This is a genomic window from Avibacterium paragallinarum (genome assembly GCF_900450705.1).
Lineage (GTDB): Bacteria > Pseudomonadota > Gammaproteobacteria > Enterobacterales > Pasteurellaceae > Avibacterium > Avibacterium paragallinarum.
The window spans coordinates 246,664-259,765 of sequence record NZ_UGHK01000002.1 but is presented as its reverse complement, the minus strand read 5'-3'; the positions used below and the strand labels follow the sequence as shown (position 1 = coordinate 259,765).

Annotated in this window: 13 protein-coding genes, 1 tRNA gene and 4 pseudogenes; 13 read left to right on the top strand and 5 right to left on the bottom strand. The window is 35.5% G+C overall.

All coding sequences use genetic code 11. The features are described from left to right. Positions 1-4: 4 nt before the first annotated feature. Both DXZ23_RS05765 and DXZ23_RS05760 read left to right on the top strand, forming a co-directional pair. A pseudogene (locus DXZ23_RS05765) lies at positions 5-169 on the top strand (terminase small subunit); the annotation flags it as partial. A gap of 58 nt (positions 170-227) precedes the next feature. Continuing rightward, positions 228-878, top strand: a pseudogene (locus DXZ23_RS05760) (IS1595-like element ISHpa1 family transposase). Between the two features lie 21 nt (positions 879-899). Here the strand turns inward: DXZ23_RS05760 and DXZ23_RS05755 are convergent. Beyond that, entirely contained in the window at positions 900-1,871 is a 972-nt protein-coding gene (locus DXZ23_RS05755; protein WP_017806477.1) for a calcium/sodium antiporter, read from the bottom strand. A gap of 181 nt (positions 1,872-2,052) precedes the next feature. Further along, positions 2,053-2,128: transfer RNA gene (locus DXZ23_RS05750), tRNA-Asn, on the bottom strand. Positions 2,129-2,554: 426 nt separating this feature from the next. Here DXZ23_RS05750 and uvrB point away from each other — a divergent pair. From uvrB to DXZ23_RS05730, 4 genes and pseudogenes are all read left to right on the top strand, one after another. Beyond that, positions 2,555-4,591, top strand: coding sequence for an excinuclease ABC subunit UvrB (gene uvrB / locus DXZ23_RS05745; protein ID WP_017806479.1), 2,037 nt, complete (start codon positions 2,555-2,557; stop codon positions 4,589-4,591). A 229-nt stretch (positions 4,592-4,820) separates the two neighbouring features. Further along, positions 4,821-5,231: pseudogene (locus DXZ23_RS05740) on the top strand (glycosyltransferase family 25 protein); the annotation flags it as partial. Continuing rightward, positions 5,224-6,273, top strand: coding sequence for a glycosyltransferase family 9 protein (locus DXZ23_RS05735; RefSeq protein WP_017806481.1), 1,050 nt, complete (start codon positions 5,224-5,226; stop codon positions 6,271-6,273). The pseudogene DXZ23_RS05740 and the gene DXZ23_RS05735, both read left to right, overlap by 8 nt. Before the next feature lie 128 nt (positions 6,274-6,401). Next, on the top strand, positions 6,402-7,091 hold the full coding sequence (locus DXZ23_RS05730; RefSeq protein ID WP_017806482.1) for a glycosyltransferase family 25 protein: 690 nt from the start codon (positions 6,402-6,404) through the stop codon (positions 7,089-7,091). A 38-nt stretch (positions 7,092-7,129) separates the two neighbouring features. Here DXZ23_RS05730 and DXZ23_RS05725 read toward each other — a convergent pair whose 3' ends face one another. Beyond that, on the bottom strand, positions 7,130-7,285 hold the full coding sequence (locus tag DXZ23_RS05725) for a fructosamine kinase family protein (protein ID WP_114995452.1): 156 nt from the start codon (positions 7,283-7,285) through the stop codon (positions 7,130-7,132). Between DXZ23_RS05725 and DXZ23_RS05720 the strand changes: the two genes are divergently transcribed. Then, on the top strand, positions 7,285-7,935 hold the full coding sequence (locus tag DXZ23_RS05720) for an IS1595-like element ISHpa1 family transposase (protein WP_017805439.1): 651 nt from the start codon (positions 7,285-7,287) through the stop codon (positions 7,933-7,935). The two genes, DXZ23_RS05725 and DXZ23_RS05720, sit on opposite strands and share 1 nt — an antisense overlap. Here the strand turns inward: DXZ23_RS05720 and DXZ23_RS05715 are convergent. Beyond that, a complete protein-coding gene (locus tag DXZ23_RS05715) occupies positions 7,932-8,720 on the bottom strand; it encodes a fructosamine kinase family protein (protein WP_017806483.1) in 789 nt (262 codons plus the stop codon). The two genes, DXZ23_RS05720 and DXZ23_RS05715, sit on opposite strands and share 4 nt — an antisense overlap. A 152-nt stretch (positions 8,721-8,872) precedes the next feature. Here DXZ23_RS05715 and DXZ23_RS16125 point away from each other — a divergent pair. The 3 genes and pseudogenes from DXZ23_RS16125 to DXZ23_RS05700 all read left to right on the top strand — a co-directional run. Further along, positions 8,873-8,938: pseudogene (locus DXZ23_RS16125) on the top strand (glutaredoxin); the annotation flags it as partial. Between the two features lie 216 nt (positions 8,939-9,154). Then, positions 9,155-10,366, top strand: coding sequence for a tyrosine-type recombinase/integrase (locus DXZ23_RS05705; RefSeq protein WP_017806484.1), 1,212 nt, complete (start codon positions 9,155-9,157; stop codon positions 10,364-10,366). An 88-nt stretch (positions 10,367-10,454) separates the two neighbouring features. Beyond that, positions 10,455-10,955: a hypothetical protein gene (locus DXZ23_RS05700; RefSeq protein WP_017806485.1), complete on the top strand. Its 501-nt coding sequence runs from the start codon at positions 10,455-10,457 to the stop codon at positions 10,953-10,955. Positions 10,956-10,960: 5 nt separating this feature from the next. Here the strand turns inward: DXZ23_RS05700 and DXZ23_RS05695 are convergent, their stop codons facing one another. Beyond that, positions 10,961-11,356, bottom strand: coding sequence for a helix-turn-helix domain-containing protein (locus DXZ23_RS05695; protein ID WP_017806486.1), 396 nt, complete (start codon positions 11,354-11,356; stop codon positions 10,961-10,963). 131 nt (positions 11,357-11,487) lie between these two features. Here DXZ23_RS05695 and DXZ23_RS05690 point away from each other — a divergent pair, with 131 nt between their 5' ends. Genes DXZ23_RS05690 through DXZ23_RS05680 form a run of 3 tightly spaced genes read left to right on the top strand, consistent with a single transcriptional unit; the run spans position 11,488 to position 13,015 of the window. Further along, positions 11,488-11,865: a hypothetical protein gene (locus DXZ23_RS05690; protein ID WP_017806487.1), complete on the top strand. Its 378-nt coding sequence runs from the start codon at positions 11,488-11,490 to the stop codon at positions 11,863-11,865. Positions 11,866-11,874: 9 nt separating this feature from the next. Next, positions 11,875-12,648: an LEM-3-like GIY-YIG domain-containing protein gene (locus DXZ23_RS05685; RefSeq protein ID WP_017806488.1), complete on the top strand. Its 774-nt coding sequence runs from the start codon at positions 11,875-11,877 to the stop codon at positions 12,646-12,648. Positions 12,649-12,661: 13 nt separating this feature from the next. Then, the gene (locus tag DXZ23_RS05680) at positions 12,662-13,015 is read left to right on the top strand and encodes a hypothetical protein (protein WP_017806489.1); all 354 of its coding nucleotides are present in this window, start codon (positions 12,662-12,664) and stop codon (positions 13,013-13,015) included. The last annotated feature ends 87 nt before the right edge of the window (positions 13,016-13,102 follow it).

Here is a 13,102-nt window from a genome sequence, read left to right as displayed (position 1 = left end):
ACCTATGCCAAAGAAAGACGGGGTTAAGTCCACGTCTAAAGGGCGTGGGTTGACACCAAAACAAGAAAAATTCTGTCAGCTCTATATTGAGCTTGGGAATGCAAGTGAAGCGTATCGGCAGAGTTATGATTGTTCTAAAATGAAATCAAGTGCAATCAACTCAAATGCAAAAATTAGGGGCTGTCCTAGATAACAACTAAAAAATCTATTTAGGTTAGAATGAACCAATGAGAAAAAGTCGTCTAAGTCAGCACAAACAAAATAAACTCATTGAGCTATTTGTTGCAGGTGTTACTGCAAGGACAGCAGCAGAGTTAGTCAATGTAAACAAAACGACTGCCGCATATTACTTTCATCGTTTACGCCAACTCATCTATCAAAACAGCCTTCACTTAGAGATGTTTGAAGGTGAAATTGAAGCCGATGAAAGTTATTTTGGCGGTGCTCGCAAAGGCAAACGTGGTCGTGGTGCGGCAGGGAAAATTGCGGTATTCGGGCTTCTCAAGCGCAATGGCAAGGTTTATACCGTTGCGGTTCCAAATACGCAATCTGCCACCTTGTTACCCATTATTCGGGAGCAGGTAAAGCCTGATAGTATTGTTTACACCGATAATTATCGTAGTTATGACGTGCTTGATGTGAGTGAATTTAGTCATTTTCGTATCAATCACAGCACACATTTTGCTGAAAATCATAACCACATTAACGGAATTGAGAATTTTTGAAGCCAAGCAAAACGCCATTTACGCAAATTTAATGGTATCCCAAAAGCGCATTTTGAGCTTTATTTAAAGGAATGTGAATGGCGTTTTAATTACAGCAACATAAAAAGTCAAATTTCTATTTTAAAACAATTGGTTAAAGGGAGTTTAGTCTAGTTATCTAGGACAGCCCCAAAATTAAAGTGCGGTGTAAATTAGTAGAGAATTATAAGCTACATAGCATAAAAACAATATTAGTCCTTCAATGCGGTTGATTTTTCCGTTGTTGTCTTTGAAGCCGTAGCCGAAGAAAAAGAGCAGGGCGGTTAAGGCGATCATCACTAACATATCACGATTAAATACTTCTGGCGTGGCTGTAATCGGGCTGATAGCCCCCGCGATACCGACAACCGCAAGGGTGTTAAATAGGTTTGAGCCGATGATATTTCCCACTGCAAGATCTAGCTCGCTCTTTTTGGCAGCCATAATGGAAGCGGCTAATTCGGGTAAGGACGTGCCGATGGCAACAATGGTTAAACCGATGATTAAATCGCTCACACCTAAATATGTGGCGATGTTTACTGCTCCCCAAACTAAAAGCTGAGAGCTGCCCATCAATAGCAGAAGCCCAATAACGAGCCAAAATAAAGCAGTTTTCAATGACATCTTCGGCTTTTCTTGCAATTCTTCTGTAATGTCTTGCTCGAGGCTGTCGCTTGGTTGTTTTCTGCCTTGCCAAATTGTCCAGCCCATATAGAGCGTGAACGCCGTCAATAAAATCAGTGCGTCAAGTCGAGAAATCGTGGCATCATAAATTAATAGGTCAGAAAGTAAGGTAACCAGCATTAAGACTGGCAATTCTTTTTTTAGCACTTGCGAATTGACCATAATTGGCTTAATCATTGCGGTTAAGCCGAGAATTAAAGCGATATTGGTAATGTTAGATCCGTAGGCGTTTCCTAAGGCGATGCCGGGGTTATGGTTTAAGGCGGAGAGAGCAGAAACCATAATTTCAGGGGCGGACGTGCCAAAGCCAATAATCACGATGCCAATCAATAAAGGCGACATTCCTAAATAGCGAGCAAGAGAGGCTGCTCCGTCGATAAAGCGATCGGCACTCCAAACTAAGATGAGTAATCCCACAACAATGGCGAGAATCGATAAAAGCATTTGTATATCCTATAAATATAAAATGTAGATTGTATTACCACCTATTTTAGCGGTTATACACAATGAATTGCGAATTTTAGAAAAAATAAAAGCCCATAAGGAGGATATGGGCTTTAAACTCTTTTGGCATTCAATAGCTTTTATAAAAGGAGACAAATAAAAACCACCAAAAAGAGAAATTTGGCTCCTCCTGCTGGACTTGAACCAGCGACATACGGATTAACAGTCCGCCGTTCTACCGACTGAACTAAGGAGGAATAATTCTGTATCACAAGGAATTGGTCGCAGATGATAATGATCTCGCATTACATTGTCAACAGGCGAATGAAAAAATTTTTGAAAAATTATGTTCTTTTTTTATATCCACAGAGCCTGTGGATAAGTCTGTGAGTTTTTATTTGAAAAATGCGTCAATCCCTTGTAAAAACTGGTATTTTTAGTATTGGATATAAAATTGATTGTAAAATAACATTATGATATTTATCAATGAGTTATAAAAAATCTAGAAAAATTTTCAAAAAAAATATATATTTTTTGCTATTTCAATCTTGACAAATCTAAGTCTGTGTAAAACTTGAATTTTTACTCTGAGCAAAAAGCAAAAAGCAAAAAGCAAAAAGCAAAAAGCAAAAAGCAAAAAACTATGCTAAAATTAACCGCACTTTTGGGACAAGGCATTTTTTATGAGTAACAAAATTAAGGGCAAACCTTTTATTCTCCATTCTGATTTTTCACCTTCAGGTGATCAACCACAGGCGATCGAAATGCTCTGTGAAAATCTTAATGCTGGTTTAGCACATCAAACCCTACTTGGTGTAACGGGGTCAGGAAAAACGTTCACAATCGCCAACGTGATTGCAAAATTAAATCGTCCAGCAATGTTACTCGCTCCAAATAAAACCCTTGCCGCTCAACTTTATGCAGAAATGAAAGCTTTCTTTCCTGAAAATGCGGTGGAATATTTTGTGTCGTATTATGATTATTACCAGCCTGAAGCCTATGTACCGAGTAGTGATACCTTTATTGAAAAAGATGCTTCAGTTAATGATCAAATTGAACAAATGCGATTGTCTGCCACGAAATCTTTTTTAGAACGCCGCGATACCATCGTTGTTGCCTCAGTGTCTGCTATTTATGGATTGGGTGATCCGGATAGCTACCTCAAAATGATGTTGCATTTGCAAACAGGAGCGATTATTAATCAGCGTCAAATTTTGGCAAAACTGGCGGAGTTGCAATATACCCGTAATGATCAAGCTTTCCAACGAGGAACATTCCGCGTACGTGGTGAAATTATTGATATATTTCCTGCGGAATCGGATAACCAAGCTATTCGCATTGAATTATTTGATGACGAAATCGAACGGCTCAGCTTATTTGATCCGTTGACTGGAGCAAATTTTGGTGCTGTGCCACGCTACACGATCTACCCGAAAACGCATTATGTCACCCCTCGTGAAAGGATTTTAGAGGCTATCGATCAAATCAAAATCGAGTTAGCCCAACGGCGAGAATACTTCATCAAAGAACATAAATTGCTGGAAGAGCAACGCGTAACTCAACGCACACAGTTCGACATTGAAATGATGAATGAATTGGGCTACTGCTCAGGGATTGAAAATTATTCCCGCTATTTATCAGGGCGTAAAGAAGGCGAGCCACCACCTACTTTATTTGATTATATTCCCGCAGATGGTTTATTGATTATTGACGAATCGCACGTTACCATTCCTCAAATCGGCGGAATGTACCGTGGCGACCGCTCACGCAAAGAAACGCTCGTGGAATATGGCTTCCGCTTGCCTTCTGCACTGGATAACCGCCCATTAAAATTTGAAGAATTTGAACGCTTAGCACCGCAAACGATTTATGTTTCTGCCACACCTGGCCCTTACGAATTAGAAAAATCGGGCAGTGAAATTATCGATCAAGTGGTGCGACCAACGGGCTTGCTTGATCCTGTAATTGAAATCCGCCCTGTTGCCATTCAGGTTGATGACTTGCTTTCTGAAGCCAAACAAAGAGCGGATAAAAATGAACGCGTTTTAGTTACCACGCTCACCAAACGAATGGCGGAAGATCTCACGGATTACCTTGAAGAACACGGCGTGCGTGTGCGTTATTTGCATTCCGATATTGACACGGTGGAACGGGTTGAAATTATCCGCGATCTCCGCTTAGGGGAATTCGACGTGTTAGTGGGAATTAACTTATTGCGGGAAGGGCTGGATATTCCCGAAGTGTCCCTTGTTGCTATTTTAGATGCGGACAAAGAAGGCTTCTTGCGTTCCGAACGTTCGCTAATCCAAACCATTGGGCGTGCTGCGAGAAACTTAAATGGTAAAGCCATTTTATACGCGGACAGCATCACCAAATCAATGGAAAAAGCCATCACAGAAACCAACCGCCGCCGCGAAAAACAAATGAAATATAATGCAGAGCAGGGCATTGTACCGCAAGCATTAAACAAAAAAGTGGGTGAATTGCTCGACATCGGACAAGGTGCGACAAATAACAAAGCGAAAAGCAAACAAAAACAAAAAATAGTGTCAGAACCGACCGCACTTTACCAACCGCTCAACGCCAAGGAATTTCAGCAACAAGTTAAAAAACTGGAACAACAAATGTACAAACACGCCCAAGATCTGGAATTTGAAAAAGCCGCTGCAGTGCGGGATCAGCTGCAGCAATTGAGGGAAAGATTTTTAGATTTGAAGTAAATGAAATTTGAAATACTCAGGTTTTATATAAATCAATATAAATATATAAAATAGGTTTTTATTATCAAAAAATAGGAGGCTATAATGCTGAACGAACGAACGAACGAACGAACGAACGAACGAACGAACGAACGAACGAACGAACGAACGAACGAACGAACGAACGAACGAACGAACGATACCACCGATATTTGTAATTAGTTTAAAACATTCTTCACGAAGAGAGTTTATTTCTGAAGCAATTATTCTTGAAGATGATGCAATTGTATCACTTTATTTTGAAGATATTTTAAGAGCGGCTTTAAAAAAACTTTCGTCATCTAAAGAAATTTTATTTTTAGATCATGGCAAAGCGAAAGTATGGCCTTTAATGCGTAGTTTACCAGAACGTTATCGTTTAGCTAGATATCGTTCTCCATCTAGAAAATCTAAACGTTGTATTATTAAGACCACGGCTTATTTGATTACTTTAAATGGTGCGAAAAAATTGTTAAAGCAGGCTTATCCAATTAGAATGCCGGCTGATTTCTTGACAGGGTTGCTTCAATTAACAGGAATAAAAGCCTATGGCATTGAACCTCCTTGTGTATTTGGAAGTAATGACTCTGAGATTGATAAAATAGAAAATCGTTATGAATAATATGAAACATTTATTAAGAAAATTCCGGTTAAAAGCAGGAAAGCTTTTACTTGATAAAAAAATTTTAGATAATTTGCCAGCCAGCCAGCCAGCCAGCCAGCCAGCCAGTATTCTTTTTCTTCGGCAAGATGGGAAGATTGGGGACTACATTGTGAGTTCGTTTGCATTCCGAGAAATAAAGCGTTTTAATCCAACGATTAAAATTGGTGTGGTATGTACGAAGCAAAATGCTTATCTATTTGAGCAAAATCCCTATATTGATCAATTATATTTTGTGAAGAAAAAGAATATTTTTGATTATATAAAGTGTGGGTTAAAACTTAGAAAAGAACATTATGATCTAGTTATCGATCCTACCATTATGATACGTAATCGTGATTTACTCCTATTACGCTTGATTAAAGCAAAAAATTATTTTGGATTTCATAAAGAAGATTATAAGTTATTTAACCTAAATCTATCTCAACAAGATATACACTTTTCTGAGGTATATAGGAAAGCATTAGAAAAAGTAGGTATTCTAGTAAGTGATGTAAATTATGATGTCCCTTTTAGCCAAAAGGAGGCGGAGGAAATTAAGTTATTTTTACAAGATCATCAAATTGAAAATTATATTGCCATAAATTTTTATGGTGCAGCTAGAATAAAAAAAGTTAATGATGAAAATATACTAAGGTATTTAAATTATTTAACAAGTATTCTTCCTAATAAAAAGTTTATTTTGCTTAGTTATCCTGAGGTTACGGAGAAATTAATTACTTTATCTAAAGCTTATGAGAATGTATTTGTTCATAATACAAAGAATATTTTTCATACTATAGAATTGATTAAGAAGTGTAAGCAGCTTTTATCTACTGATACATCAAGTGTTCATATTGCTTCAGGATTTAAGAAACCTATAATAGGGATTTATAAAGATGATGAGGAAAGCTTCAATCACTGGAAGCCAATATCAGAAAAAGTAGATATTCTATTCTATAAAAATGATATTAATGAGATTGATCCTGAAAGTGTTCCTAAAAAGTGGTTTGATATTGATTAAATTTATATTGTTACCGCATTTTTTATTCTTGAAGATATTAAGATATAAGTAATTTTATTAGCTCATATCTTTAATAGAAATAACAAATTGGAAATATAAGTTTTATTATTTAAATATAGGAAACTATAATGCTAAACAAACAAACAAACAAACAAATGCTACCACCGATATTTGTAATTAGCTTAAAACATTCTTCACGAAGAGAATTTATTTCGACACGATTATTTGATTTAGGGCTCCAATTTGAGCTTTTTGATGCAGTATATGGAAAAAACTTAGCTCAAGAAGAGCTAGATAAGATCGATTTTGAATTTTCACTTAAATATGGTTTTAAAAAACCGATGACTTTGGGCGAAATTGGTTGTGCAATGAGCCATATAAAATTATATGAGTATATTGCTAAGAATAAGATAGAGAGTGCGATTATTTTAGAAGATGATGCAATAGTTAGTTTATATTTTGAAAATATTGTTACTGAAGCATTAAAAAAAGTACCAAAATCTATGGAAATACTATTTTTAGATCACGGTAAAGCAAAAATTTTTCCATTTACTCGTCGCTTGCCAGAACGATATCGCCTTGCCCGTTATTTAACGCCATCTAAATCCTCAAAAAAAGTGGTGTTCAAAACTACGGGGTATTTGATTACTCTTGATGGAGTTAAAAAATTACTTAATCAGGCTTATCCAATTAGAATGCCAGCTGATTTGTTAACGGGGTTGCTTCAATTAACACGCATAAAGGCCTATGGTGTTGAACCTCCCTGTGTATTTGGTGGTAGTGACTCTGAAATTGATAAAATAGAAAGCCGTTATTAAATAGTATAATTTAGCTTTAATGTACTTATGAAGTAATTTTATTGTTCTTTTATTTGTTGGATTATTTTTTTTGCTAGTTTCACATAATGCCCAAAGAATCGATGACTAAAATTCAATAAGTAATAAAGCTGATAAATTTTTTGGGGCTGTCCTAGATAACAACTAAAAAATCTATTTAGGTTAGAATGAACCAATGAGAAAAAGTCGTCTAAGTCAGCACAAACAAAATAAACTCATTGAGCTATTTGTTGCAGGTGTTACTGCAAGGACAGCAGCAGAGTTAGTCAATGTAAACAAAACGACTGCCGCATATTACTTTCATCGTTTATGCCAACTCATCTATCAAAACAGCCTTCACTTAGAGATGTTTGAAGGTGAAATTGAAGCCGATGAAAGTTATTTTGGCGGTGCTCGCAAAGGCAAACGTGGTCGTGGTGCGGCAGGGAAAATTGCGGTATTCGGGCTTCTCAAGCGCAATGGCAAGGTTTATACCGTTGCGGTTCCAAATACGCAATCTGCCACCTTGTTACCCATTATTCGGGAGCAGGTAAAGCCTGATAGTATTGTTTACACCGATAATTATCGTAGTTATGACGTGCTTGATGTGAGTGAATTTAGTCATTTTCGTATCAATCACAGCACACATTTTGCTGAAAATCATAACCACATTAACGGAATTGAGAATTTTTGGAGCCAAGCAAAACGCCATTTACGCAAATTTAATGGTATCCCAAAAGCGCATTTTGAGCTTTATTTAAAGGAATGTGAATGGCGTTTTAATTACAGCAACATAAAAAGTCAAATTTCTATTTTAAAACAATTGGTTAAAGGGAGTTTAGTCTAGTTATCTAGGACAGCCCCAATTTTTTTTCGTTGTGGATAGCCTTCGTCAAGCGGAAAAGTGCGGTGGTAATTTTGATAGAATTTTTCGGGGAAAGGTTGGAATAATTCGCTAAAAGCGAGATCACATTCACGATCACCCCAGTAGCAGGCGGGATCGTAGATGAATGGTTGGTGATTTATCATCGCACAGTTTTCAATCCAAAGATTGCCGTGCAATAAGGACGGTTTAGGTTGATGCTTGGCTAAACGGTGGGCGACTAATGAAACCAGTTCATCAATATTAGCAAATTCTAGCCCTTTCTCTTTACAGATCTGTAATTGCCAGCCAATGCGTTGTTCGCTGAAAAATTTTGCCCAATTATCTGACCAACCATTTGGCTGATAAACTGGCCCAAGCCAAGTGTCAAAATCGAGTCCGTAATGCTCGGCATTGCCCCATTGGTACAAGTTGGCTAATTGCGAGCCAAATTGTGCCATTGATTGTTCGTTAGGTTCGCTGAATGGAAGGGCTTCTAGCAGTAGAAAACTGTGGTTTTGTGAACAGCCTACGCCGTAAACTTGCGGTACTTGACTTGTCCCTGTTTTGGCTAGTAATTCCAGCTGATCGGCTTCGGCACGAAACATAGAGCGGTAGGATTTCTGATTAATTTTAACAAAAACAGGTTGGATTCCATCATCAATAATCCAAGCCTCGTGCATTTCGCCAGTATGCACTTTGCGTTTTTGCTTGATAAAATAATACGCACCAAGATGTTCGGCTAAAACTTGAGAAATTGATTTCCACATAAGTCCTCCCATATTCAACTTGAATTGCACTTTAATGGTAAAGGAAATTGGCAAAATAATCTGTGATGAACTTCAAGTTTTTTATTTTCGGATGGAAAAATTTGCGGTAAGGTGTGAGAAATGAGTGAAAGTCCATTTATTGAGGAGAAAAAATGAAATTATACGTTTATGATCATTGCCCATTTTGCGTGCGTGCTAGAATGATTTTTGGTTTAAAAATTTCTCATATATTCCATAATGTATCAATATATATCTAAACCCCTTGATTATCAAAGGATTTACACGATTTTAGTAACCTATTATAATTCAGAATATATCACTATAATTCAGTTTTTTAGTAACCATCTTGGTACCTAAGAATAATGAAGCTAAATTTAGTGGTTACCAAAATCTGATTTATGTCTATATTTTGAGCTGATTATATGAGGTGGTTTATGGCCAAAAAGGTTCATCAACTTGTTGATACTGAAATCAAAAAAGCAAAAATACGAGATAAACCCTATACATTAACTGATGGTGGCGGACTGTTTTTATTGATTTCAACAACAGGTTCAAAATCTTGGCGTTTCAACTATTATCACCCAATGACTAAAAAAAGAACAAAAATGTCACTGGGTATGTATCCAACTGTTGGTTTATCAAAAGCTCGTTCATTACGAGATGAATATAAGAAACTATTGGCTGATGATATTGATCCACAAGAACACATCAAATCTCAAAAACAAGACAAATTACAATCAGCAAAAAATACTTTTTTGGCTGTTGCTGAACAATGGAAACAAAAGAAATCTGCTGAAATCAAATCGGCAACACTAAACAACCATTGGCGTAGATTGCAACTTTATGCCTTTCCTGAATTAGCTGATGTACCCATTTCTCTAATTAAACCACTGCAAGTGACTGAAATGGTAGCCCCTTTATTCCAACGTGGTGTCAAGGCTACTGGCATATCTTTATTGCAAACAATCAATGAAATTATGAGATTTGCTGTCAATCGTGGTATTATTGAATTTAACAAATGTGCTGATATTGCTGATACTTTTACCAAAGCTAAATCAACACACCACCCAACAATTCGTCCAGAAGATTTACCTGAATTTTTTGCGACATTACGTGATTCACACACTGATTTAGTGATTAAATCATTGATTGAATTTTCATTACTAACAATGGCAAGGCCAAAAGAAGCAGCTAATGCTCAATGGGCTGAAATTGATTTTGAACAATCATTGTGGAACATACCAGCTGAACGAATGAAAATGAAACGAGAATTTACCATTCCGTTATCCAAACAAGCAATCAAAATTTTACATAAATTGCAAAAAATAACTGGTCGCAGTCCTTATATTTTCCAAAGTATGAAGAAACCTTCACAGCCGATTGGTTCACAAGTTGCAAACAACACCATTAAACAAATGGGATATAAGGGTAAATTAACCTCTCACGGTTTACGTTCAATCGGCAACACTTATTTGAGTGAAAAATTTATTAATGTGAATGTTGAAATCATTGAGGCTTGTTTATCACATAAGAGCCAGAATCAGGTGCGAAATGCCTATAACCGTTCAACTTATTTAGAGCAACGTAAGCCACTAATGAATGATTGGGGGGATTTTGTTGAACAATGTATTAAAAGTAGCCTATAAGTGGGTAACAAGCATACTAATAGTTGTTACAGTTAGCAAAATGATAAATGTATAATAGGTATTATATGTGTTTATGAGATGATATCCGATGTATTTAGAAAATTTTTCAAATATTGAAATAGAACAAAATTGTTCAGATATGATTACACAATCAATGGATTATAACTGTGCAATTATTGGTTTAATACCTGAAGATTTTGAATATCAAGTAGCAATGATTTGTGCTGAATTTGGTTATAAAACAATAAAGTGCGGTAACATTGAACGACATTTTGTATTGCTATTTGATGTATCTAACGATCCTGATTTTATCGAAAATGCTGAAAAATTGAGCTTGCTATTTACACAGAAAGATGCAATTTTTATTCCCTATTCATCCTCGAATACAAAAATAAGATCTTTTTATCAATATAGCCTTGATTATGTTAAGAAATTTCTAGCACAACGAAATATCAAGGATTTTACTATTGAATATTGTGTTGAGATTAGAAAATACCAGCCAGATCATTATTTTGGCAAACATGCTAAATCAGTGGTAATGAAAAAAATAGTTGAACAAATATCACAACTTCAGATTACCAAAGAATAGTAATATTATTTGTTGTATTCTTTTAATAAATCAATCATATCCTTTAAAAGCTGAATTTCGTTCTCTTTTTGCTCAAGTAATTGTTGGCTATGAGTTAATGAAAGTTTCAGCTTCTCAATTTCTATTGTCAATGCTTCATTACTTGCGTAGTAATTTGAACTCAAATGGCTACTATTTTCACCAATCACAAAACAAATAGCTTTTTCATTTGTATTCATTAAATCCACAACATCAATGTTGAATATTTGAGCAATTTGTTCTAGTTTTTCAAGGTATAACTTCGTTTCACCACGCTCAATTTTGGCATAGCCATTCAATGACATGCTCATTTTTTCCGCCATATCTTCTTGAGACCAATGATTATCTTCTCGTAATTTTTTGATTTTGCTATGAATATTCATATATACCTACAAATTGAGTAATTAGACATACTGTCAATGTGTTTTTTTACACACTAATGGTTGCTACACATATTTGATTTACAAACTAGAATAGAGATATTTTACACTAGATTAACGGAGAATTGTAGACTATGGATTCAGATACTATAGTGAAGGTAATTTTATATGGTGCAATGATTTTAGCAGGGATCTTGGTAGTATTTATTGGTGGAGCCATAATTTGGGGTATTCTTTCTGCAATTTTTGAACTTACATTAAAGCCTATTTTGAAATTATTTGGTTTTTTTATCGAGCGTTGTCCACAATGTAAAAAACCTGAAAATTTTATTTGTGATGGAACAAAAATTATTGATCGCTACGATACAAGTAAAGAAGTTGTTGAGCGAACAGCGACAGGCAAGCGTAAGACTCGTTATATGAAATGCACTAAGGTGGTAAAACAAAGTATTTATCATTGTGCTCATTGTGGATATAAATTTTCACAAAAAACAACGGAAGAACTTAGATAAGGACATTTTATGTTTTCAACAGGTGTTATCGAAAAAATCGGTTATTACATTTATTGTTTAGTTGATCCGAGAAATCAAAATATTTTTTATGTCGGTAAAGGCAAAGGGAATCGTGTTTTTCAGCATTCTAAGGGGGCATTATCAGGCAAAATTAGTGAAAGTGATAAGATCGCATTAATTAACGAAATCCACCAAGCAGGATTAGAACCAATTTATTATATTTTGCGTCATAATATTCAAAATGAGTTACAAGCTCTTGAATATGAAGCTCTTGCAATAGATTTATTATCATTAGTTAAACCAAATCAAAAGCCATTAACAAATATTCAAGGCGGTACATATTCATCTGAAAAAGGATTAGTGACTTTATCGGAAATTAAGAAACTTTATGAACCACAAGAATTAAACACTGATTTGCCAATTATGTTAATCACAATTAATCGAAATTACAAAGATTTAAAACGTAAACTTAAATCAGGTGAAATTAGCGAACAAGATCTTGAACAAGAAATTTATAATCGTACTCGTGGCTATTGGAAAATGAGTGCTAGACGAGAAAAAGTAAAATATGCTGTGGCGGTTTATCGTGGTTGGACATTAGCCGCTTATGAAATTGAACGTTGGGTTGATGCTCCGATTGAGCGAAAAGGGCGTAAAGGCTTTGACGGTAAAATATTGCCAAAAGATTCGCCTATTTATCAAGAATTAGTTGATAAATTAACCTATTCTTCAAATGAAGATTATAAAGCACCACAAAATCCGATTACATATCGTAATTGTTAATAAGGATAAAATAGTGAAAAATAAATTAATTATTTCTATATTATGTATTTTATTCAGCAGTATGATTAATGCAGCTGGCGTAAGAACTATTGAACAATCACCTGAACAAGGTGGTTTAATCCCATTAAAATGTGGTGATTATATTTATTTTGGCGAAAAACGTTCGCCTTATGATGTGTGTATGATTACAGGTTTATTGAAAGAATATGAACATGGGCAATGTATGAGTCGTAATGATTATAAGCTATTAGATAAATCTTGTAGCACAAAACCTGATAATATTCCGCAAGCATATAGAATGCGAGATCGATCTTATTATGTAGATTATTCTCCTGAAAATGGCGATGGTTTTGTTGATGGTGATTAGTCAGTTAAAAATATGACGTTAAAGATCCCTAAATGAATGTCTAAGGATCTTTTAGCATTTGCTAATGGTAACCATTAGGTTTTTATC

What these genes read in the sequence shown, in the direction of transcription:
- DXZ23_RS05720 (WP_017805439.1), top strand. Translation starts at nt 7,285, where the DNA reads ATGAGAAAAAGTCGTCTAAGTCAGCACAAACAAAATAAACTCATTGAG.
- DXZ23_RS05755 (WP_017806477.1), bottom strand. Translation starts at nt 1,871, where the DNA reads ATGCTTTTATCGATTCTCGCCATTGTTGTGGGATTACTCATCTTAGTT.
- DXZ23_RS05685 (WP_017806488.1), top strand. Translation starts at nt 11,875, where the DNA reads ATGTTTTCAACAGGTGTTATCGAAAAAATCGGTTATTACATTTATTGT.
- DXZ23_RS05690 (WP_017806487.1), top strand. Translation starts at nt 11,488, where the DNA reads ATGGATTCAGATACTATAGTGAAGGTAATTTTATATGGTGCAATGATT.
- DXZ23_RS05695 (WP_017806486.1), bottom strand. Translation starts at nt 11,356, where the DNA reads ATGAATATTCATAGCAAAATCAAAAAATTACGAGAAGATAATCATTGG.
- DXZ23_RS05735 (WP_017806481.1), top strand. Translation starts at nt 5,224, where the DNA reads ATGAATAATATGAAACATTTATTAAGAAAATTCCGGTTAAAAGCAGGA.
- DXZ23_RS05700 (WP_017806485.1), top strand. Translation starts at nt 10,455, where the DNA reads ATGTATTTAGAAAATTTTTCAAATATTGAAATAGAACAAAATTGTTCA.
- DXZ23_RS05705 (WP_017806484.1), top strand. Translation starts at nt 9,155, where the DNA reads ATGGCCAAAAAGGTTCATCAACTTGTTGATACTGAAATCAAAAAAGCA.
- DXZ23_RS05730 (WP_017806482.1), top strand. Translation starts at nt 6,402, where the DNA reads ATGCTAAACAAACAAACAAACAAACAAATGCTACCACCGATATTTGTA.
- uvrB (WP_017806479.1), top strand. Translation starts at nt 2,555, where the DNA reads ATGAGTAACAAAATTAAGGGCAAACCTTTTATTCTCCATTCTGATTTT.
- DXZ23_RS05715 (WP_017806483.1), bottom strand. Translation starts at nt 8,720, where the DNA reads ATGTGGAAATCAATTTCTCAAGTTTTAGCCGAACATCTTGGTGCGTAT.